Genomic DNA, 23,935 nt, shown 5'->3' with positions numbered 1-23,935 from the left:
TCCTGACCCACGATAAGGAAGGTTATCACGGGTCAGCCCACTCGGCCTTAGCGTTTGCGAACGCACGGAACTGCTGCGATCGAACGATACGAACGCTACTCTGCTGCTTGTGGCGAACGATCAGGAAACTGTGGCGGCGGACGTACCCACCGAAAGTGACAATAGGGTCGATAGCTGGACGATCGGGACGACTGAGCAGCTGCGGTGTACCGGCCCTGGCTGTGCCAAGGCCCTGCCCGGGCGCAGCAGCCGCGCCAAGTACTGCAGCGACGCCTGCCGGGCGGCCGCCTACCGGGCACGCACCACGGCGCATGCCGCCCCCGTAACGAACGCGCTGCTGCGCGCTCAGGATCTGCTCGCGCCGTTGCTGGCGGCCGGCAAGCAGTGGCAGGCCGCCCAGGAGGCGCTGCGTACCCAGCTGGCCGAGCTGAGCAGTGGCGCGCTGGCCCAGGTCGAGGCCGCCGAACAAGCCGCCGAGGAAGCCCGCGCCGCCGCCGCGGCGGCCGAGCAACGCGCCACGACTGCGGCCAACACCGCCGCCACCCGGATCGCCGCCGCCGAACAGGCCCGTGCCCAGGCCGAGACTGCCCGTGACCGTGCCGAAGAGCGCGAGCAGGACGCCTGGCGCCAGGTCGGCGAGCATCAGTCCTCCCGCGTCCAGGCCGAGGAGGCCGCCGACGAGGCCGCTGGCCGTCAGCGCCGAGCCGAAAACGACCGCGACACTGCCCAGCAGCGAGCCGCCGAGCTCACCGCGCTGCACACCGCGGCGAGTGTCCGTATCACCGAACTCGAGCAGCTGGCGGCGGACCGGGAACGCGAGCTCGACGCCCTTCGCCAGCAGGCCCAGAACCGAGAGGAACGGGTACGCGAGACCGAACGCGAACGCGACCAGGCCCGCGGCACCGCCGCCGCGCACGCCCAAGAGCTTGATCGGCTCCGCCAAGCACTGGCCAGCGAACAGGGGCGACGCGAGCAGGCGGTCACCGCGGCGGCCGTGGCCGAGCAGGCTCGTGAGGCCGCCGCCCAGGCCCAGGCCGACGCCGCCGCTGAGGCCGACCGGCTGCGCGCCGAACTCACAGACGCCGCGAGCGCGCTCAAGACCGCGCAGCACCAGCGCGAGGAGGCCATCACAGCCGCCGCCGTGGCACAGGCTCTGCTGCGGGAGCAGGAGACGTCACGCCTGACCAGTCACGCCGGCCCCGCTACAGGTCATCCCGGCCGTACCACCGATGTGACCGAATCGGCCCGAACGTCATCCGATCGAACTCCCACCGCCGCCGGCCCCATGCCGGGCGACGTATCGTCGTCGGAGCGCGCCTAACGCGGACGTCAGCCATGCGTCATGTTCATCTCAAGGTCGGGTTCTGGCAGGATATTTCGGTGATCCCGCTCAAGATCCGCCAGACCTCATCCGGCGTCCATCTGTTCGACCGGCGCACCGGGCTCAACATCCTCCTGGAGCCGAAGAGCACCGGCTTGCGCGCGCCTTCGCTGGCGCCACGGCAGATCTCGGTGGCCCTGAGCAACGCGTGCGATCTGCGATGTTCCTACTGCTATGCGCCGAAGACATCCGGACGCCTGCGCCTCGATGACGTCGTTGGCTGGCTTGCGGACCTGGACCAGGCAGGTTGCTTAGGAGTCGGGTTCGGTGGCGGGGAACCCACACTGCTGCGAGATTTTCCACATCTGTGTCAGCGCCTTGCTGCAGAGACGCAACTGGCGATCACCTTCACCACCCATGGGCATCATCTCGACGCCGCGCTCTGCTCACGGCTGCAGGACACCGTACACTTCGTCAGGATCAGCATGGACGGAGTAGGTGAGACCTACGAGCGCCTGCGAGGCCGATCCTTCAGCGCTCTCCTGGACCGGTTGGCGGACGTGAGAACGCTGGCGCCGTTCGGCATCAACTACGTCGTCAACGACGACACCATCGGCGAACTGGATGCCGCCGTGGCCGTGGCTGTCGATGCCGGCGCTCGTGAATTCCTTCTTCTCCCTGAGCAACCCACGTCGGCCCGAAGCGGCATCGACAGCGAAACCATGGCATCCCTGCATGCGTGGGTGAACGCCTACCAGGGGTCTTTGGCGCTCACCGTCAGCGCCGCAGCCGCTGACGGCCTACCGGTCACCGCACCACTCCCGCGAGAGGAACCCCTGGAGGCATACGCCCATATCGATGCCAACGGCACGCTGAAGAGATCGTCGTACGACGACAGCGGTGTCGCGATTGGGGACGGCACCATCATGCAGGCGCTGGCCGCCCTGCGCGAGATGAGCGAGGGCACCGCGTGAAGATCTGGTGGGGCTATGGCTCAGAGCATTCCATGAACCTCGTCATGATCGGAAAGTTCGCCTCGGACGGGGACGCCGAAGCCACCAAGGAACTGATCGACAAGCTCGCGGCCGGCGTCCAGGAGGATGTCGACGCGGGGCACATCGAGGTCGGCGAACCTGCCCGGAGATTCAGCTCGGCCATGCTCGACCTTCTGCAGTCACTCAACGTGCACTACCTGTCTCCCTCTGATCTTGAGCAACTTGTCTACGACGCCAAGGTTGTTGCCAGCGGCGATTTCGTGGTCATCCGCACCGATGAGTCCGACGTGCAGGCTTTCCTGAAGATCTTTGTCAGCAGGGGGGCGCGTATCGACGTCTTCTCGGCACACGACTACCCCGGCGAAGAGGAGCAGCTGACCGAGGGCGGGGTTCCTCGCCGTGGTTAACGTCAACTGGGACGCCTTCACCCGCCTGCCGGGCGCGGCCACCTACAACTTCGAAATGCTGTGCCGGCACCTCATGCACCGCCATTACGCCGCTTACGGAGACTTCAAGGCGACCGCAAACCAGGCCGGCATCGAGTTCCATCTCCAGTTGGACCGCCCATGCGCCCTCGGCCAGGCGGGCCGCTGGTTCGGCTGGCAATGCCGCTGGTACGAGCTGCCTCCGGGACGAGCCATCACAGCCACCAGAAGAGCCAAGATCGAGCAGGCCATCAAAACCAGCCTGCGAGATCTTCCCGGGTTGACCGACTGGATCCTGTGGACCCGCCACCCGCTCACGGCAGGTGACCAGAAATGGTTCTACGGGCTGCAATCCATCGCCGGCAGCATGCGGCTCACCCTGTGGACCAGCGCCAACGTCGAGGAGCACCTGGCCGGGCCGGGTGAGCTGTACAGCGCAACCTACTTCGGCGACTTGGTCCTCACGCCTGAGGACCTCCGGGAACTGCACGAGCGGTCAGTGGCCCCCATTCGTTTCCGCTGGCTGCCCGAGGCGCACCAGCCGATCGATGCGGAGCGGGTCCTTCAGCAGATGCTCGGCGGCAGCCGGGCCCAGGCCCAGCTCGACGTCGCAGGATCCGCACTGGAGCTTGCACGTGCCGAGCTGCTGCGGCGACTGCCGGCCGACGTCCCGCCCGACCTGCACGAGCCGACCGAAGCCTTCGCGGCATTCCTCGGCAGTGTCCATGAGCACGTCCGGGCGGTGAAGACCTCTCTTGCACAGGCCGACTGGAAAACGCTCGAGGAGCTTTTCAGCAGCAGCCCCCGGCTGCTCCCCGAGCACCATGCGCTTCTCCGTCGCCTGCGTAACGCGCGAAGCCCCCTGGCGCCGCCGGCAACAAACGCCTTGGACGATCTCAGAAACATCCTCACCTTGCTGAAAACGCTCAACGAGCAGCTCAGCGTCCGCATGGTGGCGGTCGTCGCCGACGCGGGAAATGGCAAAAGCCACCTGTCTGCTCAGATCACCCGTGCCGGGACGGACCAACCAGCGGGGATCTTCCTGCAAGGGCGTCAGCTCGCCGCACGGCACACCTTGGACGACCTCGCTCGCACCATCTCCATCAACGGACGGCCCTGCCCGAACGCCGAGTCGTTGCTGGCCGCGCTCGATGCCGCCGGAGAGCGAGCTCAGCGACGACTTCCCCTAGTGATCGACGGGCTCAACGAGTCCGAAGACCCGCGGCAGTGGCGCAACCTGCTCAGCTCGGTGACCACACTCCTGGCGCGTTATCCCCACGTCCTGCTCGTGTGTACGCTCCGCAAAGCCTTCACCGAGGAGTGCCTGCCCGCGGGGACACGTCAGCTCGTGATCGAAGGCTTCGACAATGATCGAGCCGACGCGATCGACCGGTACTTCGCCTGGTATCGCATCGACGGCACCGATGCGGATCTCCCGGAGACCCTCCTCGACAATCCGCTGGGGCTTCGCCTCTTCTGCGAGGTGACCAATCCCGACCGAGCCGACGTGGTGGGTATCGAAGCGATGCCCGGCTCGCTTGCCGCTGTCTTCGACCGTTACTTGGAGCAGGTACATACCTGAGCCTCCCCGGGACTATTACACATTCGCCGGGGAGATCCCGTGGCATCCGACATTCGCGCATATCCACGAAGAGGACGATCCATACGACCCCTACCGTGGGATCCTGCGACTGGACGACGGTGTCACCGTTCCCGCTGAGGTGCTCGCGCATCATTACACGTGGGAGAGCTACCACTCAGTCCTTAACGATGTCGACGGGGCCATCGTCCCTTCGAAGGAGATCTCCCGCGCCCTGGACTTGCGGGCCGGCGCCCGGGGGTTTCATCAGTTTGAGCGCTCGGGAGTGATAGCAAGTATGTCCTACGGGCCCCCATCGCGGATGCGCGGTCACCTTTTGTACATACGGCGGGAGGCGCTACAGATATACGCCGCAGGGCGTGCCCTCGTGCTTCTCTGGTGGGGAGAGCGTCAACCTCGTCCTTTCCCCTCCGACCGTCCCGCCTGGCTCGTGAACATTTGGCAGAGCCACCAACAGGTGTGGCGCTTCGTGCAGCGCATTGATCTTGAGAGCTGAACGCTAACGCCTCCAGAGCGGGTGCCTCCCGCGCCGCCGCGCACCGGGCCCGCACCACCGCACACGCCGCCCCAGTCGCCAACGCGCTGCTGCGCGCCCGGGATCTCCTGGCCCCGCTGCTGAACGCCAGCGAGCAGTGGCAGGCCTCCCAGGACGCACTGCGCGCCCAGCTCACCGAGCTGAGCGTCGGCGCGCTGGCGCAGGTCGAAGCCGCCGAACAAGCCGCCGAAGAGGCCCGCGCCGCCGCCGCGGCCGCCGGTCAACGCGCTGCCACGGCCGCCAACGCCGCCGCCACCCAGATCTCCGCCGCCGAGCAGGCCCGTGCCCAGGCCGAGGCCGCCCGCGACCGCGCCGAGGAACGCGAACAAGACGCTTGGCGGCAGGTCGGCGAGCACCACAGCGCCCGCACCCAGGCCGAACAGGCCACCGCCGACGCCACCGCCCAACAGCGCCAAGCCGAGAGCGACCGCGACGCCGCCCGGCAGCAGACCACCGAGCTCACCCAGCTAACGCCGCCGCGAACGCCCGCATCACCGCCCTGCAACAGGACAGCGCCCACCGCCAGCGCGACCTTGCCGACGTGCGCCAGCAACTGCAGACCCAACAGGAGCGGGCATGCGCGGCCGAGCACGAACGCGACCAGGTCGTCGGTACCGCCGCGGCGCACGCCCAGGAGATCGAACGGCTTCGCCAGGCGCTGAGCGCCGAGCAGCAGCGACGCGAACAGGCGATCACCGTCGCAGCCGTGGCTGACCAGGCCGCGGCCGCTGCCAGCGCGGAGATTGAGCGGATCCGTGCCGAGGTCGCCGACCTGACCGGCGCGGTGGCCGCCGAACGAGGGCAGCGCGAACAGGCCGAAACCGCAGCCACGGTAGCTCAAGCCCTGCTATGTCAGCAAAATTCCGCCCGGCCGCCCGACGACCCGGATCCGGCCATGGACCATCACAGACATCCTGCCGACGAAGGCGCCCACACGGGTTCGACTACTCGTCGTACCAGCGCCTCTACCGCATGCGCCGACGGGGCAGATGGTACCCGTCTTGGTTTGTGCCAGCGGCCATCTGGAAGGGCTGTTAGGTGGTCTTGAAAGTGCTGTGTGGTGGCCGTTGTTTGTGCTGGTGGGTGGCCGGGCGGGTGCTGGTGGGTGGCCAGAGCGTGTGCTGGTGGGCGGTCAGGGGGTGCCGGTAGGCGGCCAGTGAAAGTGCAGGTCCGGGGGTGGTGTCACCAGGGCCAGAGGTTGTCGGTTTCGGCGGAAGGCTGAAGGGAGCAGCCTCGCGCCCTCGGGGCGGTGGCCTGGCCCCGAGCCCCCGGACCAGGCCACCGCTACCTGCTCAGGCGGACAGCGCGGTGGCCAGCTCGTCGAGCCGCCCGAAGGCCCGAGCCATGCCCACGTGATCGATGTAGTCGCGCGACTCGACGATGACTCCGTCCCGCACCCGGACCACGAAGATGCACGGCACCGCGAAGTCCCTGCCGTCCACCGAGCCGACGTAGCTGAACTCGTAGATGACCACCTCGGGATCGGCGGTCTCGTGGATCCGGCCCACCGGCTCGAACCGTTCAACCTCCCAGACCGGCCCGCCGGAGAAGTGGTGCCGCAGCTCGGCACGAGTGCGCAGCGGAGTGTCACCCAGCGGCGCGAACGGATGCCGGACGTCGGTCTCTTCGGCGTACAGACTCGCGAGACGGTCGAACTCCGCCTCCTTCTCCTCCTTGCTCAGACCACCGGCCATCACACGGCTGACCCCTTCGGCGACGGCACGGACGACATCGGCTGGTGAAGACGGCACAGCATTCCTCCAGAACTTAAGCGAAGTCCAAACTTCGGTAACTGTACCGAAGTAGCCACTCCGGTTAAAGTCCCTACCAGAACCGAAGGAAAGGGACCGGATGCGCCAAGACGCCCGAGAGAACCGGGAGCGGATCCTGGCCGCCGCCGAGGAGGTCTTCGGCACCCAGGGCGCGGCCGGATCGACCGAGGAGGTCGCCCGACGGGCCGGCGTCGGCCACGCCACCGTCTTCCGCCATTTCCCCACCAAGGAGGAGCTGATCGAGGCGGCCCTCCTGCGGCACTTCGACCGCCTCACCGACCAGGCCCTCGCCATCGCCGCAACCCCAGACCCCGCGACAGGCTGGCGCACCCTGCTCCGCACGATGATCGAAACGGGAGCCACCAAACTCACCCTCGGCACGATGCTGCCCGCGAAGCCCTCCACCGCCGCCATCGGCGCCTCGGACCGCCTGAAGGCCGCCGTCAGCGAGGTACTCCGCCAGGCACAGAACAGCGGAGCCGTACGCCCCTCCGCCACCGTCGAGGAGGTCTATCTCCTCATCCGCGGCCTGGCCCAGGCGTCCGCGACCATGCCACCCAACCCCGAAACCCTGTCCCGGGCCATCGACATCGTCCTCTCCGGCCTCTCCCAGCCGCCTAGGGGGTATCCCTCCAGGTGTGGAAATGATCACCAAACGTAGACGGAAGTCTAGAACGATCATTCACCATCTCGGGGGAGAACACGATCATGTCCACGACACGGGGAAGATCCGCGCTGGCCGCGGTGGAGCGGGACCAGCACGATGACGCATCGGCGCTGCTGCACGCGGCTGCTCATCATGGCGGGGGAAAATCCCCCCATCGTGACGGCGAGGTGCCGCTGCGGGATCTGCTCGGCGATCATGTGCTGGACCTGCTGCTGGAGCGCTCGAAGGACGGGGCGGGCGGGCTGCGGCTGACCGGGCAGGGCTCGATGCTCGGCGAACTGGTCAAGGCGGTGCTGGAACGCGCCCTGGAGGGCGAGTTGTCCGCCCATCTGGGCTATGGCAAGCACGATCCGGCCGGCCACAGGAGCGGCAACTCCCGCAACGGCAGGATCGGCAAGACCGTGCAGACCGGGGTGGGGCCAGTGCGGCTGACCGTGCCCCGGGATCGGGCCGGCACCTTCGAGCCGGTGCTGGTACCCAAGCGGGCCGGCCGCATCTCCGGCGGCCTGGACGACATGATCATCAGCTTGTACGCGCACGGCATGAGCGTGCGCGACATCCAGCACCATCTGCGCCAGATCTACGACACCGAACTGTCGCACGAAGCCATCTCCAACATCACCGACGCCGTGCTCGAAGAGGTCCGTGCCTGGCAGAGCCGGCCTTTGGAGGCCGTCTACCCGGTGGTGTTCCTGGACGCCATCGTGGTCAAAGTCCGCGACAACCACAGCGTCCAGGCCAAACCCGCCTACCTCGCGGTCGGCATCGACGCCGACGGCGACAAGCACGTCCTCGGGATCTGGCTGGCCAAGACCCCGCTCGATCACGCCACCGCCGGCGAGTCGGCCCGGTTCTGGACCACGGTGATGACCGACCTGAAAAACCGCGGCGTGCGCGACATCCTCATCGCCTGCACCGACGGCCTGAACGGCTTCGAAGACGCCATCCACCACGCCTTCCCGCACACCACCGTGCAGACCTGCGTCGTTCACCTGATCCGCAACGCGCTGCGGCCGGTCGCCCGCCGCGACCGCGCCGCGCTGGCCGCCGAACTGAAGAAGATCTACACCGCGCCCAGCGAGCAGGCGGCCTTCGACGCCCTGGCCGACTTCACCGCCTCCACCTGGGGCGAAAGGTATCCGCAGGCGGCCCGCGTATTCGAGACCGCCTGGGACCGCTTCACGCCGTTCTTCGCCTTCTCCCCGGCGGTCCGCAAGCTGCTCTACACCACCAACGGCATCGAGTCGCTGAACTACCAGCTGCGCAAGGTCACCAAGGCGCGCGGGCACTTCCCCGGCGACGACGCCGTGGTCAAGCTGCTGTGGCTGGCCATCATCAACATCGAGGACAAACGCGCCCGCGAACGCGCCGTGTACAAGGAGAAGACCGGCAAGATCAAGGACTCGCCCAGCACCGCCCGCCTGATCGAGGGACAACGCACCATCGGCTGGCGCGAGGCACTCATCGAACTCGACATCGCCTATCCAGGGCGAATCAAGTAAAGACCGCTCGCTAGCTATCAGGAACGATCTTTACACACTTGAAGTGACAACCTCTCAGAGCCATCCTTGCGAAAACCATTGGTGCCCGGCTTGCTCCGCTGATGGACTGACGTCCTACCGTGAGTCTGCCGCGTGACGGAGGTAGTGGTTGTGACAGGCTATGACGTGCTTGCCGAGGTGTACGAATGGCTCATCTCGGATGCAAAGTTGCCTCCAGCCGAGTTCGCTGCGTCGTTCGACGACGTCCTCAATCTCCTGCCGTCGAACGCTCACGTCCTCGACTGTTCGTGCGGAACCGGACAGTTGGCGGTTGGCCTCGCCGGTCGTGGCATGCAGGTTGTCGCAACTGACGCCAGCGAGGCGATGGTTCGTCGGACTGCAGAGTTGTCTGAGGAGTTCGGGGCATCCGTCCGGGCCGTACGGGCGAACTGGGAAGAGTTGCCCGACCATTTCCAGGACAACACGTTCGACATGGTGTTCTGCGTTGGCAACTCGCTTCACCATGCCGCGGGCGCGACAGGCAGGGGTGCTGCTCTGGAGTCGATGTCACGGCTTCTGCGCCCCGGCGGGCGCTTGGTACTCACATCCCGCACTTGGGAACTCGTGAGGGCCAGAGGTTCCCGGCTGGAGATCAGTGACCGACTCGTCCGCCGGAACGGTCGCGATGCCGTCGTGGTCTACCGCTGGGAGATTGCGCCGCATTGGGAGGAGGAGCACCACATCGAGATTGCGATCGCGCAAGTTGATGCGACCGGGTTGGTTCTTGTCCGCTCGGAACTGCTGTCCTGCTGGCCCTACCGGTACGAGGAACTCGAAGTCGAGCTGCACCGGGTCGGACTCCAAACGGAACTGAGCACGTTCGATCTTGAGGCCGAGAACTACATGGTGGTCGCGAGCAAGGTATAAACACCGGACTCTCAGTCCCTGGCCGGACCGCGCGGTTGCTCGCAGGACGCTTGCGCCCTCTCATCGGTGCGGGTTCAAGTGGTCAACGCAACGCCTCGGACGAGGAATGCTCGTCGATCAGACGTGGATGACCGCCGTTCTCAACGACGACCTGCCTGAGCTGCACTCCTTTGTGACCGGATTACGCCGGGACCAAGACGCCGTCACCGCCGGGCTCACCCTGCCCTACAGCTCCGGGCCCGTCGAAGGGCACGTCAACCGGACCAAGATGCTCAAGCGGCAGATGTACGGCCGCGCCAACCCCGATCTCCTGCGCAAACGCATCCTGCTGACTGACTGACCAGGGTCCGATCACGAAATCTGTGCCTGATCCAGTATTCACGTGTCGTCGACATCAGCTTGCTGAGATCTGGCCATTCGCGCCCGCTGGCGAGGAGTGAGGTGTCGATTTGAGGCCTGCTCGCCTGCCTCTGGGCTTCGGCCGCTGCAGGGCTGTGACCAATTTTTGCTGCAAGCGGGGTGACTCACAGCGCCCGGACCAGCATCTTCGTCAGCTGACTGCAGCGCTTTGGTCATAGCAGTTGCAGCGACGCTGGTCATCGAGTGGTTGGTGACTGTGCCGTCCACCTCCACCAGTGATCAGGCTGCGGTTGCTGGCCCCGTTCGCGGACCTGACCGCGGCCAACGTCGCCGCCCGCCAGTGGTGCGCCGAGGTGAACACGGTCCCGCACGCGGAGATCTGCGCGATCCCCGCCGAACGCCTGACAGCCGAGCATGGGCTGCTGGCGGCGCTGCCGTCGCTGCGCCCGGCCATCGGCAAGCCACCGGCCACCCGCAAGGTCGATCGGCTCTCCTGCGTGCGGTTCGGCTCGGCCCGCTACTCGGTGCCCACCCGCCTGATCGGCACCCAGGTCGCGGTGACCGAGGCCGACAGGCACCTGCTGATCACTGATCCGGCCACCGGCGAGATCGTCGCCACCCACACGCCGGTCGCGCCCGGCCAGGCCTCGGTGACCGATGAGCACTACGGCGGTCCCCGGCCAGCGCCCCGCCGCGCCGCCCGGGCCCGCACCGAGACGGAGAAGACGTTCCTGCAGCTCGGCCCGGTCGCGGAAACGTTCCTGGCCGGTTCGGCCGCTTCCGGCAACGCCCGCCTGGCCGGCGACCTGGTCCAACTGGCCGCGTTGCGCGCCGCGCACGGCGAGCAGGCGCTGCTGGCGGCGCTGGAGCGGGCGATCTGCTTTCGCCGCTGGCGGGCCGAGGACGTGCGCTCGATCCTGGCCGCCGGAGCCGGCACCGCCCAAATCCGCCCCCCAGGCCAGGCTCTGGTGCTGGAACTGCCGCACGTTCCCACCCGGCCGCTGACCGCTTACGCCCTCGACCAGGTGGGAGAGGCGTCATGACCGCGCCCGCGATCCCCCCGCTGGCCGCCGACCTGGACAACGGGCTGCGCCGGCTGAAGCTATCCACCATCCGCCGCCTGGCGCCCGAACTGCTCATCACGGCCCGCACCCAACGCTGGAATCCGGAAGAGTTCCTGCGCACCCTGCTGGATGCCGAACTGGCCGCCCGCGATGCCTCCAACACCCGCGCCCGGATGAAGGCCGCCGCGTTCCCGATGCTCAAGACCATCGAGGAGTTCGACGTCGCCGCCTCCTCCATCCCCAAGGCGACGTTCGACCACCTCGCCTCGCTGGAATGGGTCCGGGCAGCGGAAAACTACTGCGCCGTCGGCCCGGCCGGCACCGGCAAATCCCACAGCCTCATCGCCCTCGGTGTCGCCGCGGTCCAGGCCGGGCCCAAGGTCCGCTACTTCACCGCCGCCGACCTGGTCGAGACCCTCTATCGCGGGCTGGCCCACAACTCCGTCGGCCGCGTGATCGAGAACCTGCTGCGCGCCGATCTGGTCATCATCGACGAGGTCGGCTTCGCCCCGCTGGATGACACCGGCGCTCAGCTGCTGTTCCGCCTCGTCGCCGCCGCCTACGAACGCCGCGCCCTCGGGATCGGCTCACACTGGCCCTTCGACCAATGGGGACGCTTCCTGCCCGAACACACCACCGCCGTCAGCCTGCTGGACCGACTCCTGCACCACAGCATCGTCGTGGTCACCGAGGGCGAGTCCTTCCGCATGAAACAGGCACGAACCAGGACACCAGCACGCCTCACCAAGAAGTAGTCAACTACGAAGCAGCGGGGACCTTAAACCGGCCACCAGCGGCGACACGCACGGGTCTGGCCCACATTTAGTGATCGGCCGTACTTGCAAGATCACAATCTTGTTGAGCCGGGTGCGGGCCGGTGCTGGTGCCGGGACGCTGCTCTATGTCGATCATGGAGCTGTTGGCGGTCGTGTTTCCGCATCTTGCCGCCGTTCGCATCGAGCGGGTGCATCGGATGGGTGCGACCATGCGGGTGAAGGCTGCGACGACGGAGCCGAAGAGCGCTTGTCCGGCCTGTGGATGGGAGTCGGTGGGGGTTCATAGCCGCTATGAGCGGTTCCTGTCGGATCTGCCGGTGGCCGGGCAGGAGGTGCTGCTCCAGGTGCGGGTGCGTCGCTTCTTCTGCGACAACTCCGCCTGTGGCAAACGGACTTTCGCCGAGCAGGTGGCCGGTCTGACCAGCAGGCACGGTCGGCGCGCAGCGGGGCTGGTCTCGATGTTGCGGGTGGTGGCGCTGGCTCTGGGTGGTCGGCCCGGTGCACGTCATACCGCTCGCCTGGCCTGTGCGGTGGGTCGTTCGACGCTGCTGCGGTTGTTGCGGAGCTTGCCGGATCCGCAGGTGGCGACTCCCCGGGTGCTGGGGGTCGATGAGTTCGCCTGGCGCAAGGGCCACACCTACGGAACAGTGCTGGTCGACGTGGAGGGCGGCCATGTGGTCGACCTGCTGCCGGATCGCTCGGCGGACTCGTTTGCGGCCTGGCTGGAGGCTCATCCCGGAGTGGAGGTGATCTGCCGGGATCGGGCCGGCTGCTATGCCGAAGGTGCTCAGCGCGGCGCCCCGTTGGCGGTGCAGGTGGCTGATCGCTGGCATTTGCTCCACAACCTGTCCGGCGCGGTCCAGCGGGCCGTGTCCCGGCACCGCGCGCACCTGCGTGAACCGGCCAAGACCGAGGTTGCGGAGCCTCCTGCCGCCCCGGAGCCGACCCGCGAGGAAGGATCCTCGGCCGCCCGCATCAGGATCCGGCACGCTGAGATCCACCAGGCCCTCGCCCAAGGGATGAATATCACCCAGATCAGCCGCGAGCTACGGCTAGATCGCAAGACCGTGCGCCGCTACGCCGCCGTCACCAGCGCCGACGACCTCATCAGCGACGAGCGCGCACCGTACCGGACGATCCTCGATGCCTATCTTCCCTACCTGCACCAACGCTGGGAGCAAGGCTGCCGCAGCACCGATCAACTGTTGGCTGAACTGCGCGAACGCGGCTATCTGGGCAGCGCCTGGACGCTCCGACGCCTCACCGGCAAGCTCCGCATGACAACCGCCAAACCCGCAACACCTCCCGCACCCAAGATCCGGGAGGTCACCGGCTGGATCGTCCAGCCACCCAGCAAGGTCGCCGCGGAAGATCTGGCCAAGCTGGAACAGATCACCGCCCGCTGCCCGGAACTCGCCTCGATCACCGAGCTGACGCGCCAGTTCGCCGAGATGCTCGTTCACCGTCGTGGCGAGCATGACCTGGAAAGCTGGGCAGCGCGAGCAGAGGCCAGTCCAGCACGAGAACTGCGCGACTTCGTCGCCGGCCTTCGCCGGGACTGGGCGGCGGTCAAATCCGGGCTCACCTTGCCCTATAGCTCCGGGACCGTGGAAGGCAACGTGAACCGCATCAAGATGATCAAACGGATCATGTACGGACGAGCCAACCCCGACCTGCTCCGCGTTCGTGTCCTGCACGGCTACTGATCACGAAAAGTGGGCCAGACCCACACGCACTTGACCATTGACAGAATAGACGACACCTGATTACGCGAGGTCGCCAGGTCCGACCCCCGGGTAGGGAAGGCGCTGGTGTCCGGCAACGCGCGGGAGGTCTCCTGCTCTGACGTGATTCTCGCCGGGCCTCCGTGTCACCAAAAGTCCAGATTGATCCTCCCCCGCAGAGAGCGATCCCCCCGCCGGGAGACAAACCTCATCCTTGCGTGGCTGGCTTCCATGCGGTGTGGTTTCTCGGCTGGTCGACTCTGTTCGTCCCTGGTAGAAAGCCATACAGCGTGATCGTGGATCTACCACTCGGTGTGATGTCGCCCCGGCGGGAGGTTGGAAGCCCTATCCGCCATGGGGAGAAAATCACCTCTCTGGCTGCGATGACCCACACTGATGGGCCGACTCCGATCCCCTAGGGTTCAGCCTGGGATAGGGCACTCACCGCCCCCTTCGCCCGTCAGGAGCATCCGGTCGGATCTGCCGGATGGTCTCGGCGGAGAGGAGGTGAGAACACCCGTGGAGGAGGCGCCCCGTCCCAATCGTGATCGGCATCAGCGACTCAGAACGGGCCTGACCGTGATCAAGCTCGTGCTGTGGCTGGGTTGGCTCATCTGGACCAGCAGCGATCACGACGCCACCCACTAACACGTGGGTGGCCGGGCCTCCTACCGGGTGAGCCCGCTAAGTCCCCCAGGTAGGAGGCCCGGCCGTCTCAGGCTATGGCCGTTGCGGGCCTATCCGTAGGAGGGAGACGGTTTTCCCGCCAGGCCGGACTACAGACTTTGCCACCCTGACATAACCCTGTCCCTCCGGTGATCACAAAACTTCGCCAACCGGACAAGTTGAAGATCAACAAGAGGGCGTCAGGGAAGGTTTCCCCCGCCCCAGCTCGCCGGAGGCGGGGGATAGTGTTTGACACCGCGCCGGTAGGGATCACTCGCACAGGAATGGCTACATTCAGTAGTTTATCATTGCTGTGTGTAGTTGTTCGTGAGAGGGCCGGTATGCCCCACCCCCACGGCGTAGCCCCCTGATCAGCATTACCCTCGGCGGCGTCCGCCGGCCACCACTCGGCGGGCGCCCCTCGCGGCGTCAGCGCTCCACGAGGACCCGCACGTCCCAAGGGCCGAGCGCCAGTTCCTGGCCGGCGTCGTGGTCGCTCTCACCGAGGACGTCCCGCACCGCGACCGGCAGCCGGACCGCGACCGGCTCCCACGACCAGTTATGTACGAAACGCACCTTGCGGCCGTCGCGCGAAGTGGCGCCCGTCGACGTCACGCTCGCTGCCCCGAACCGCCACCCTGACGGCTCGGCCGGGACGGCCCAGTCGAACAGGGCGCGGGCCAGCACGGTGTCCGGGACGGTCCCCACGTAGGTGATCCGCCCGGCTCCGTGCGCCCGGCTGGTGATGGCGGGCCACCGGCCGTAGTGCGGGTGCTCGTAGCGGGCGAGCACCTGCGCGGTCTCCGCCCGCACCCCGTCCGCCCAGCGTGTGGCGGCCGCACCGGGCGGGAGCACCAGCGGCGAGCCTTCGGGCGCGTGTACCGGGAGGTCGGTGTCCAGGTTGGCGAATTCCTCGTACCAGATGCCGGCGGGCTCGGCGAGACGGGCCGGCATGACCTCGGTACGGGCCCGCGCCTCCAGGTCGCCGTATCCGGTGCGCGGCCCGAGTACCAGGTGACCTCCGGCGGCGGCGTAGGCGGCGAGCCAGTCGAGTGTGGCGTCGTCGGCGATGTAGAGCGCGGGGACGACGAGGACGGGATGCCGCGCGGCGGCGACCGCCGCGTCCTCTCCAGTGAGCTGCCCGGCGTGCATGATGCGCACCTGCAGGCCCGCGTCGAAGGCGCCGCGGTAGAACGGGTCGAAGATGCCCTCGTACGAGCGCCGGTCCGGCCCGCCCTCGCCGTCGGCGAGCGGCGGGTAGAACTCCAGCGCCCACTTGCTCGGCGCGGAGTAGAGCATCGTGACGTCGGCGTCCGGCGTGAGCCCGGCGACCAGCTCGCCGGCGGTCCTGAGCTCGGCTCCGATGCGCGCGATCTCCTGGTAGACGCGCCCGGGCCGGCCACTGTGCGGGAGGACGCCGCCCCAGTACGTCTCGGCGCCGAAGTGCAGCGTGTGCCAATGCCAGTACTCGATCATGCTCGCCCCGCGCGACACCAGGGCATAGGCCGCCTGGCGCCACTGCCCGTCGTAAGCGGGCCGGTTCATCCAGGGGAAGCCGATCGACTGCGCGTTGGTCTCGGTGACGAGGAAGGGCTCCTGGCGGGAGGAGTACATCCGGTCGGCGCTGTGGTAGAGCGCCCAGGTCCCGCTGGTCGTCCAGCCCTGCGCCCCCGCGCCGGCGTCGGGGAGGGCCAGGCCGTCCTGCATCGCGTAGTACGGGTTCCCGGCGGTGACGTCCAGGTGGCGGGTCAGCTGGTCGTCGGCCAGGGCGGGCCGGTTGTAGGAGATGCAGGTGGTGACGAACTGGCCGGGCCGCGAGTACTCCCGCACGATGCCGGCCTGCCAGTCGATGAACTCGGCGGTCTGGTCGGCCTGGAAGCGGCGCCAGGCCAGGTCGTACTGGGCCTGGAGGTTGCCGTCCGGAGTCCACAGGTCGGCCCACGTGGACAGGCGGTGCGACCAGTAGACCAGGCCCCACTCGCGGTTCAGTGTCTCGACGTCGCCGTAGAGGCGGCGCAGGTGGTCCACGAAGCGCTGGAAGACGCCGTGGTTGTGGAACAGCTCGAAGCCCGGCTCGTTGTCCACCTGGAAGCCGATGACCGCGGGGTGATCGGCGTAGCGGGCGACGACCTCGCGGATCACCCGCTCGGCGTGGAACCGGAACGCGGGGTGTGTGTAGTCGACCTCCTGCCTGGCCCCCCACGGGATGCGCTCACCGGTCGCCCGCTCGCCGGCGATCTCGGGGTACTGGCGGGCCAGCCACGGCGGCACGGCGTATGTGGGCGTACCCAGGACGACGTGGATGCCGCGCTCGTGCGCGCCGTCGAGCACCGGCCGCAGCCAGTCCAGGTCGAACCGGCCGTTCTCCGGCTCCCAGGTGGACCAGACGGACTCGCCCACGCGGATGACCGAGAAGCCCGCCGCGGCCATCAGGTCGAGGTCGGTCTTCAACCGCTCGTACGGCTGGTACTCGTGGTAGTAGGCGGCGCCGAAGAGCACCTGGTCGGGAAGCACACGTTCTCCATTCCGGGTCATTGCTTGACCCCACCGGTGGTGAGGCCGGACTGCCAGTACTTCTGCAGCAGGAGGAAGGCCGCGACGAGCGGCACGACGGACAGCAGCGAGCCGGTGACCACCAGCGCGAGCAGGTCGCCGGTCGCGCCGCCGCCGGCCGCCGACTGCGATGACCAGGACGCGAGCCCCACGGTCACCGGGTAGAGCGACGGGTTGTTCAGCATGATCAGCGGCAGGAAGTAGTTGTTCCAGGTGGCGACGAGGGTGAACAGCAGCACCGTGACCACACCGGGCATGAGCAGGCGCAGCACCACCTTGAAGAAGATGCCGAACTCGCCGGCCCCGTCGATCCTGGCCGCCTCCAGCAGGCTGTCGGGGATGGCGTCCTGGGCGTACACGCGCATGAGATACAGCCCGAACGGGCTGACCAGCGACGGCAAGATGATCGCCCACGGGGTGTTGACCAGCCCGACCTTACTGAAGAGCAGGTAGGTCGGGATGGCCAGCGCCGTGGTCGGCACCATGATCGACCCGAGGACCAGCCCGAACAGGGCCCGGTCACCCCTGAAGCGGTATTTGGCGAAGCCGTAGCCGCCCAGGGCGGCGAGCGCCGCCGCGCCCCCGGCGCTGGTCACCGCATACAGGAGGGTGTTGAGCAGCCATCGGACGTAGACGCCGTCGCCGTAGGTGAGCGTGGCGCGCACGTTGGACAGCAGTGAGAAGTCGTCGGCGAACCACAGCCCGAAGCTGGAGAACAGGTCGCCCGTCGTCTTCGTCGACGCCACGAACAGCCAGAACAGCGGCATCAGGAAGTAGATGAGGAAGGCGAGCATGGCCAGGGTCAGGACGTTCCCGCGCCGGCGCCTCGCCGTGATGGTGGTCATGGCTTGCTCCGGCGGTTCGTGGCCAGCAGGACGGTGTAAGAGGCGATGACGATGACCAGTCCGATCAGGAACGACACCGCCGCCGCGTAGTTGACCTCCTGGCTGGTGAAGGCCAGCGAGTAGGCGTAGAGGTTGGGCGTGTAGGAGCTGTCGATGACGTTGGGCGCGAGCCGCTGCAGCAGCTGCGGCTCGTTGAAGAGCTGGAAGCTGCCGATGAGGGAGAAGATCACGGTCAGCAGCAGCGCGGACCTGATCGCCGGGATCTTCACGCTCCAGGCGGTACGCCAGGGACCGGCGCCGTCCACGGCTGCGGCCTCGTACAGCTCCGGCGGGATCGCGCGCAGCGCGGCGTACAGGATGATCATGTTGTAGCCGGTGAACTCCCAGGTGACGACGTTGGCAAGCGAGCCGAGGGCGAAGTCGCCGCTGAGCAGGTTCGGTGAGGAGATGCCCAGCTTGTCGGCGAGCTGGGCGAGCGGCCCGAAGGAGGGGCCGTAGATGTAGCCCCACATCAGGGCGGCCACCACGCTCGGCACCGCGTAGGGGATGTAGATGCCCAGCCGGAACAGCCGCACCAGCCGCAGCACACCGCTGTCCAGGGCCAGCGCGAAGAACAGCGCCAGCCCCAGCATGATCGGCACCTGCGTGAGGAAGAACCTGGCCATCCGCCACACGCCGTCCAGCAGCCGCGAGTCGGTCAGCGCACGCGCATAGTTGTCCAGCCCGCCGAACACCGTGCCGCCGATGAGCTGGTCCTTGAAGAGGCTGAGGTAGGCGGCGTACGCCAGCGGCACCACCAGCATCGCGACGAACACCACCAGGAACGGCGCGACGAACAGGTAACCGGTCCAGGTTCTGGCGCGTCTCACTTCGACTCGACCTTGAACCCCTGGTTCGTGGCGTAGGTCGTGGTCCGTGACTGCCACTGACCGAGCGCGGCGGTGACGTCACCCTTGTCGCCCAGCGCCTTGCCGACGGTCTCGTCCCAGTCGCTGACGACCTGGTCGAGGAAAGGCGGCCACTGGAAGTCGGTGGACACCGTGCCGCTGATGGCGGCGAACTCCTTGTTGACCGCCTGACCACCGTAGAACTCCGGCTTCTGCCCGACGAACTCCGGGTCAGCCAGCAACGCCTTCGTCGGCGGGAAGAGGAACTGCTGGGTCGCCATCATCTTGGTCGACTCGGGATCGGTGTTGAGGAACTCGGCGAACTTCGCGGCAGCTATGGGATTCTTCGTGCCCTTGGTCACCGCCGAGGTGGAGCCGCCCCAGTTACCGGAGGCCTGCTGGCCCGCCTGCCACTGCGGCAGTGGCGCGGCCCGCCACTTGCCGCTGGTCGCCTTGGCGCTGGTGGTCAGGAAGGTGGGCGCCCAGGCGGCCGTCAGCCAGGTCGCGTACTTGCCCCGGTTGAGCGACTGGTACCACTGGTCGGTGAAGTCCGCGTCGGTGGAGACCACGCCCTCCTTGACCAGGCCGCCCCAGTAGGTGGCGAGCTTCTGGGAGTGCTCGTCGTTGAGGTTGATCGTGACGCGATCCCTGGCGGGCGTGCCGAACGGCTTGGCGCCCGCCTGCCACAGCAGGCCCGTCCAGACGGCGTTCTGGTTCGAGGCGAGGTTGGTCAGGTAGACGCCGGGGTCGGCGGCGTGCAGCTTGCGGGCCGCCGCGGCGAACTCGTCCCAGGTCTTCGGTACGGCTATGCCGTGCTTGTCGAAGATGTCCTTGCGGTAGAGCATGCCCATCGGGCCGGAGTCCTGCGGGATCGCCCAGACTTCGCCGCCGTCACCGGTGACCTGGGACCAGGTCCAGTCGACGAACTTGTCCTTCAGCGCCGCCGCGCCGTACGGGCGCAGGTCGAGGAGGCTGCCCGTGATCGTGAAGGTGGGGATGTACTGGAATTCGATCTGGACGACGTCCGGGGCGCCGCTGCCCGCTTTGAGCGCGGTGCGGAGCTTGGTGTACTGCGGCTCTCCCTGGCCGGCGTTGACGACTTTCACCTTGATCGCCGGGTACTTCTTCTGGAATAGGGCGACTTCCTTCTCGATCTGCGGCACCCAGGTCCAGAAGGTCAGCTCCGTGGGTGTCGTCATGGCCTTGTCGATGTCGGCCTGGCCGGCGTTCTGCGCGGCCGGGGTGGTGGTGGTCGTGGGGCTTCCCGCGCAGGCGCTCAGGCCCAGGCTCAGCACGGCCAGCACGGGGAGCCACCGCTTGCTGATGATCATTGATAGACTCGTTTCTCGTGTGTTGAGCACATGGAGCCGGACGTCGCAGGTCCAGGCTCCGAGCAGGCCGAAGCCGGGCGTGGCGAGAAGGTCGCCCCGGCTTCGGTCATGTCAGCGGCGCGCCGTCGCAGAGCGCGCACGCTGTGAGGGTCAGGGTGTCAGCCGGTCACCTCGATTCCCGGGGGGCGCGCGGTCGAGCCGCGCACGATGAGTTCAACCGGTGGTTCCTCCGGCACGGGCGTGCCCGTGACGCCCTCTATCCGTTCCACCAGCAGCTTGAGGCCGCGGACCGCGGCCCCCTCGAAGTCGCCGTGGATGGTGGTCAGCGGCGGGACCAGGTAGGCGGCCGAGGGCGTGTCGTCGAAGCCGACGACGCTGACGTCCTCCGGCACGCGCAGGCCAGCCTCGGCGAGCGCCCGCATGACGCCTATCGCCATGTCGTCGTTGGCGACGAACACGGCGGTCACGCCGGCGGCCGTGGCCAGCTGGACGCCTGCCGCGTACCCCGACGCCGGATGCCAGTCGCCATGCAGGACCGGCGGCTCGGGCACCCCTGCCGCGGCCAGGGCCGCCCGCCAGCCGACCAGCCGGTCACGCGCGGCCCACCAGCGCTGCGGCCCGGCGACATGCCAGACGGTGGCATGGCCCAGTGACAGCAGGTGCTCGGTGGCCACGCGCCCGGCGGAGGCGCCGTCACCGCCGATGAACACGCCCTTCTCGGCGTACGGCTGGGGCAGCTGGTTGAAGCTCATGACCGGCACGTCCGGGTCGAAGGCCACGTCTTGTCCGTCGTCAATGGGCTCCGACAGCACGATGCCGTCCACGCCCTGGCTGATCAGCGTGTCGATGGCGGCGCTGATGCCGCCCGGCTCGCCTTCGAGCGTGCACACGATGCTGAGCGAGTAACCGGTCTTGCGGGCCGCCCGCTCCAGCGCGACCAGCGTCGCGGCCGGTCCGTACAGGGCGCTGCCGAGCGAGACGACCCCGATGCGGTGGAAGCGGCCCTTGATGAGCGCCCGCGCGGCGGTGTTGGGGCGGTAGCCGAGCTCGCTCGCGGCCCGCAGCACGCGCTCGCGCAGGTGGTCGCGGACGTTGGGCTCGCCGTTGATCACCCGCGAGACGGTCTTCTGCGACACTCCGGCCAGGCGCGCGACGTCCATGCTGCCGACCGGGCGGCGGGGACCGCGACCTGTTTCGCGCATGGTTCACGCTCCGGGGAGAGCCTCATTGACTACGTAGTCATCAGTCTTGCGGCAACTCAACGACCACGTCAACGGCTTGTTACCGGAACGTTGCCACGCCATGCGCTCAGCGGGTCTCAGCGTGTGAGATGGACCGCGGGGACGAGAAGGGGTCGTCGCGGTCGACCTCGAGGCCACCACCTCACCAGGAGGACGAACGATCTGCACCGCCCCACCCGGCACCCACACCTGTCACATGATCAACGCGATCGCGGGAAGGGGCCGCGTGAGGTGCTTGCGCTGGATGACCGGGGCCTGGGCCAGCAGGATGCGCTGACAATCGGGATGTGGCACTCGGCGGTGTGCCCCGGTGATCGGCGCTCACCCGCAGGCAACCGAGACGAAGTAGCCCACGTCCTGGCCGACGCCGACGAGCTCCACATCTCGGAAGATCGCGACGGATCCTGGATTACGCAGCTGATGGAAGATCTGCCCCGACGCGGTGCCGACCACGTGCAGCCCCTCGGTGGCCTTGCTGATGCTCACACGGGGGAACTGGCCTGGCTCGAAGTCCACCTCGACACCGGGTGGGAAGGGGAATTTCGCGGTCTCGAAATTGGTCCACGGCCCCCAGACCCCGCCCATGGCGAACGTCGCTCGGTAGATGTCCGGATCGACGCCACCGCGCACCACGCTCACATAAGCGTTCTGGTCGGCGATGCCGCCAGCCGCTTCGGGATGAGCCGTTCCTCCGCCTCGTCCGCGCCGTAGGCGGGAGCGATGACCACGAGCGCGCTGACCAACTCCGGATGCTCGACTGCCAGCGCGGTGACCACCTGGGCGCCCATGGAGTGCCCGATGGCCACCACCGGACCGTCCAGCAGCGGCACCAGGTCGCTGGCCAGGTCGACGGGCCGGTATCCGCAGGCGGGAGCCGGGGATCTGCCGTGGCCGCGCAGGTCGGGGGCGATCACCCGGCGCTCGCCGAAGTCCAGGGCGCGCCACGTCCGGTGGTCTCCGCCCCAGCCGTGCACCAGGAGCAGCGGAGGTCCGTCGTGGCCCCGGGTCTCAACGTGTGGCTTCATACCGGACCTGCTCGAAGCGCGCCGTGCAGCCCTCGCCCGCCAGGTCCTGCACCCAGAACCCGGCGAACGCGCCGGTGAAGGGGTCCCGGTAGCGATGAAGAAATTTCCAACGAAGTAGCCTCTAACCTGGATTGATACGGAAACCTATGGCTAAGGTCTCGATTCGCTTACGGTGTTGACCATGAGCGACGACAAGCCGGAGTTCGGGTACGGCGCGGCGGTCGCCCGTTGTGGACGGCGCGGGACCGAGACGCTGAGGTCATCCGGACGGTGCTGCGCAAGGCGGGGCGTCGGGAGTTCAGCGAGCGCCACGGCGGGTTCGTCGTAGAGGGCGGCGGCGACGGAAGGCCGTTCCAGGTCGCGTGCGCCGACGACGCCGAGGCGTCCGCGCAGGAGGAGCTCTCCCGGTACTCCGACGACCTGCGCAAGGCCGAGTACCGCGTCGAGCCCGACGCTGACGATGATCAGGTGCTGCTGGTGCGGGAGTCCTCCTGACCGCGTTCGCTCCAGCGCCTGGGGGTGGAGGTCAGTGGGGACGGCGGCGCCGGGCGGGGTCGGCTTCGGCCGTGATGCGCGCGGAGGTCTCCTCGCCCAGGCGGACGTACCGGCCGAGGCTGGCCAGGTGCTGGTGGCGGCTCTTGGCCTGCAACTCCGGGGCGGTCCGTCCGGCCTGTGCGAGATGCTGCAACGCACTGTGCCGGAGCTGGTGCAACGTCCATCCCTGGCGGTGCGGGTCCAGCTCTGCGGAGGCGGTCTTGAACAGGTACTCGGCGCGTGGGTAGGACAGCCGCCCGCGTCCGGTGATCGGGCAGATGTCACCGCGCGCGGGCGCGCGGGATCCGGAAGTGGGGGCGCGCCGGTCGGCCAGGAACACCGGCCCGGCAGCGCGGCCGGCCAGCAGGCGAGGCAGCAGCCGGGCGGTGGCGGTGGCCCAGTGCACGTACTCGATGGCGCCGCCCTTGGAGACGACCCGGGCGCGGCGGAACTCCAAGTCGAGGTCCTCGACGTTGAGGCTGAGGATTTCCTCTGCCCTGGCAGCCGTGTCGTACAGGAGCCTCCACAGCACCCGTTCCCGCAGGGCGTTGGCGGGGTCGCTGAACAGCTTGTCCAGCCGGGCGGCCGGGATGGCGCGGTCACCGCGCCGGGCGGGCTTGCGCCGCTCCAGCCGTCGGGCGGGGTTGGTGGCCAGCAGGTCCTGGCGCTGGGCCCAGGTGGTGAAGGAGACCAGCGCGGACAGGTGCCGGTTCCAGGTGGCGGCGGCCGCGGCCGTCCAGCGGTCCATCACCGCGGCGTACTGCTCGGGCGTCAGCGCGGCGACCGGATACTCCGGCCCGGCCACGACGGTCAGGCGGGCGAGGGTCTCGGCGTAGCCGGCGCGGGTGGTGGCCGCCCGCACCGACTCCAGGAAGCGCTCGACCGCGGCCGTCATCGACGAGGCGGGCGAGGGACCGGCGGCCGGGGCCGGCGGGCCGGGGAAGGACACGACGGACACGGACGTTCTCCAGGCAGGCGATGTGACACATAATGTAGCTGAGTCGCCATCGTGGCGGCGAACGCCGAGCTGGGCGGACACAGCCCGATGGCAGCCCATGTGACACATAATGTGAGTTCTGTGTCACATAGCGAGGAGGGCAGAGCCAGGGCTGTCGGCCCGACCACCACGTCGGCTGGGGAGGGGAGCCAGGCCCGAAGGCGTTCGGCGGGGACTCTTCGTTCCCGATGCCCGGCCCCCGATCGAGC

General features: G+C 68.0%; 23 protein-coding genes and 1 pseudogene. 14 read left to right on the top strand and 10 right to left on the bottom strand.

The window, feature by feature from the left end:
* The first annotated feature begins 109 nt into the window (after nucleotides 1-109).
* From KLK06_RS04570 to KLK06_RS04555, 4 genes are read left to right on the top strand one after another with little or no spacing between them, the layout of a single operon-like run.
* Entirely contained in the window at nucleotides 110-1,321 is a 1,212-nt protein-coding gene (locus tag KLK06_RS04570; protein ID WP_214634039.1) for a hypothetical protein, read from the top strand.
* 14 nt (nucleotides 1,322-1,335) lie between these two features.
* Entirely contained in the window at nucleotides 1,336-2,295 is a 960-nt protein-coding gene (locus KLK06_RS04565) for a radical SAM protein (RefSeq protein WP_214634038.1), read from the top strand.
* Entirely contained in the window at nucleotides 2,292-2,723 is a 432-nt protein-coding gene (locus tag KLK06_RS04560; RefSeq protein ID WP_214634037.1) for a DUF6375 family protein, read from the top strand. Before KLK06_RS04565 ends, KLK06_RS04560 begins: the two co-directional genes overlap by 4 nt.
* Nucleotides 2,716-4,323, top strand: coding sequence for a hypothetical protein (locus KLK06_RS04555; RefSeq protein ID WP_214634036.1), 1,608 nt, complete (start codon nucleotides 2,716-2,718; stop codon nucleotides 4,321-4,323). Before KLK06_RS04560 ends, KLK06_RS04555 begins: the two co-directional genes overlap by 8 nt.
* A gap of 408 nt (nucleotides 4,324-4,731) precedes the next feature.
* Here the strand turns inward: KLK06_RS04555 and KLK06_RS04550 are convergent, their stop codons facing one another.
* Complete coding sequence (locus KLK06_RS04550) at nucleotides 4,732-5,292, bottom strand: hypothetical protein (protein ID WP_214634035.1); 561 nt, start codon at nucleotides 5,290-5,292, stop codon at nucleotides 4,732-4,734.
* A gap of 125 nt (nucleotides 5,293-5,417) precedes the next feature.
* Between KLK06_RS04550 and KLK06_RS04545 the strand changes: the two genes are divergently transcribed.
* Entirely contained in the window at nucleotides 5,418-5,924 is a 507-nt protein-coding gene (locus KLK06_RS04545; protein WP_214634034.1) for a hypothetical protein, read from the top strand.
* A 244-nt stretch (nucleotides 5,925-6,168) separates the two neighbouring features.
* Here the strand turns inward: KLK06_RS04545 and KLK06_RS04540 are convergent, their stop codons facing one another.
* On the bottom strand, nucleotides 6,169-6,627 hold the full coding sequence (locus KLK06_RS04540) for a nuclear transport factor 2 family protein (protein WP_214634033.1): 459 nt from the start codon (nucleotides 6,625-6,627) through the stop codon (nucleotides 6,169-6,171).
* 100 nt (nucleotides 6,628-6,727) lie between these two features.
* Here KLK06_RS04540 and KLK06_RS04535 point away from each other — a divergent pair, with 100 nt between their 5' ends.
* From KLK06_RS04535 to KLK06_RS04500, 8 genes and pseudogenes are all read left to right on the top strand, one after another.
* Nucleotides 6,728-7,309, top strand: coding sequence for a TetR/AcrR family transcriptional regulator (locus KLK06_RS04535; protein ID WP_214634032.1), 582 nt, complete (start codon nucleotides 6,728-6,730; stop codon nucleotides 7,307-7,309).
* 179 nt (nucleotides 7,310-7,488) lie between these two features.
* Nucleotides 7,489-8,817, top strand: coding sequence for an IS256 family transposase (locus KLK06_RS04530; RefSeq protein WP_374197098.1), 1,329 nt, complete (start codon nucleotides 7,489-7,491; stop codon nucleotides 8,815-8,817).
* Between the two features lie 132 nt (nucleotides 8,818-8,949).
* A complete protein-coding gene (locus KLK06_RS04525) occupies nucleotides 8,950-9,723 on the top strand; it encodes a class I SAM-dependent methyltransferase (protein WP_206062001.1) in 774 nt (257 codons plus the stop codon).
* Nucleotides 9,724-9,823: 100 nt separating this feature from the next.
* A pseudogene (locus KLK06_RS04520) lies at nucleotides 9,824-10,063 on the top strand (transposase); the annotation flags it as partial.
* 295 nt (nucleotides 10,064-10,358) lie between these two features.
* Nucleotides 10,359-11,126 (top strand): hypothetical protein, encoded by a 768-nt coding sequence (locus KLK06_RS04515; protein ID WP_214634030.1) that lies wholly within the window; start codon nucleotides 10,359-10,361, stop codon nucleotides 11,124-11,126.
* Entirely contained in the window at nucleotides 11,123-11,902 is a 780-nt protein-coding gene (gene istB / locus KLK06_RS04510; RefSeq protein ID WP_214634029.1) for an IS21-like element helper ATPase IstB, read from the top strand. Before KLK06_RS04515 ends, istB begins: the two co-directional genes overlap by 4 nt.
* Nucleotides 11,903-12,048: 146 nt before the next feature.
* The gene (locus KLK06_RS04505; RefSeq protein WP_214634028.1) at nucleotides 12,049-13,629 is read left to right on the top strand and encodes an ISL3 family transposase; all 1,581 of its coding nucleotides are present in this window, start codon (nucleotides 12,049-12,051) and stop codon (nucleotides 13,627-13,629) included.
* Between the two features lie 525 nt (nucleotides 13,630-14,154).
* Complete coding sequence (locus KLK06_RS04500; protein WP_214634027.1) at nucleotides 14,155-14,295, top strand: hypothetical protein; 141 nt, start codon at nucleotides 14,155-14,157, stop codon at nucleotides 14,293-14,295.
* Nucleotides 14,296-14,742: 447 nt separating this feature from the next.
* On the opposite strand, the gene KLK06_RS04495 is transcribed toward KLK06_RS04500, so the two are convergent.
* From KLK06_RS04495 to KLK06_RS04465, 7 genes are all read right to left on the bottom strand, one after another.
* Nucleotides 14,743-16,827, bottom strand: coding sequence for a beta-galactosidase (locus tag KLK06_RS04495; RefSeq protein ID WP_214634026.1), 2,085 nt, complete (start codon nucleotides 16,825-16,827; stop codon nucleotides 14,743-14,745).
* 17 nt (nucleotides 16,828-16,844) lie between these two features.
* Nucleotides 16,845-17,711 carry a carbohydrate ABC transporter permease gene (locus KLK06_RS04490; protein ID WP_214634025.1) on the bottom strand — a complete coding sequence of 289 codons (867 nt, stop codon included), beginning with the start codon at nucleotides 17,709-17,711 and terminating at the stop codon, nucleotides 16,845-16,847.
* A complete protein-coding gene (locus KLK06_RS04485) occupies nucleotides 17,708-18,580 on the bottom strand; it encodes a sugar ABC transporter permease (protein WP_308168101.1) in 873 nt (290 codons plus the stop codon). The genes KLK06_RS04490 and KLK06_RS04485 overlap by 4 nt, the downstream gene beginning before the upstream one ends.
* Nucleotides 18,577-19,929 (bottom strand): ABC transporter substrate-binding protein, encoded by a 1,353-nt coding sequence (locus KLK06_RS04480; RefSeq protein WP_214634024.1) that lies wholly within the window; start codon nucleotides 19,927-19,929, stop codon nucleotides 18,577-18,579. The genes KLK06_RS04485 and KLK06_RS04480 overlap by 4 nt, the downstream gene beginning before the upstream one ends.
* 158 nt (nucleotides 19,930-20,087) lie before the next feature.
* Nucleotides 20,088-21,131 (bottom strand): LacI family DNA-binding transcriptional regulator, encoded by a 1,044-nt coding sequence (locus KLK06_RS04475; protein WP_214634023.1) that lies wholly within the window; start codon nucleotides 21,129-21,131, stop codon nucleotides 20,088-20,090.
* Nucleotides 21,132-21,491: 360 nt separating this feature from the next.
* Complete coding sequence (locus tag KLK06_RS04470; protein WP_214634022.1) at nucleotides 21,492-21,809, bottom strand: hypothetical protein; 318 nt, start codon at nucleotides 21,807-21,809, stop codon at nucleotides 21,492-21,494.
* Entirely contained in the window at nucleotides 21,806-22,195 is a 390-nt protein-coding gene (locus KLK06_RS04465) for an alpha/beta fold hydrolase (protein WP_214634021.1), read from the bottom strand. The genes KLK06_RS04470 and KLK06_RS04465 overlap by 4 nt, the downstream gene beginning before the upstream one ends.
* Before the next feature lie 270 nt (nucleotides 22,196-22,465).
* Here KLK06_RS04465 and KLK06_RS04460 point away from each other — a divergent pair, with 270 nt between their 5' ends.
* Nucleotides 22,466-22,690: a hypothetical protein gene (locus KLK06_RS04460; RefSeq protein WP_214634020.1), complete on the top strand. Its 225-nt coding sequence runs from the start codon at nucleotides 22,466-22,468 to the stop codon at nucleotides 22,688-22,690.
* Between the two features lie 31 nt (nucleotides 22,691-22,721).
* Here the strand turns inward: KLK06_RS04460 and KLK06_RS04455 are convergent, their stop codons facing one another.
* Nucleotides 22,722-23,687, bottom strand: coding sequence for a tyrosine-type recombinase/integrase (locus KLK06_RS04455; protein ID WP_308168100.1), 966 nt, complete (start codon nucleotides 23,685-23,687; stop codon nucleotides 22,722-22,724).
* Nucleotides 23,688-23,935: the final 248 nt, after the last annotated feature.

The sequence above is a fragment of the Nonomuraea sp. NEAU-A123 genome (assembly GCF_018603905.1).
Classification (GTDB): Bacteria; Actinomycetota; Actinomycetes; order Streptosporangiales; family Streptosporangiaceae; genus Nonomuraea.
Note: the sequence above shows the minus strand (reverse complement) of the source record. Positions and strands in the feature narration are given on the sequence as shown.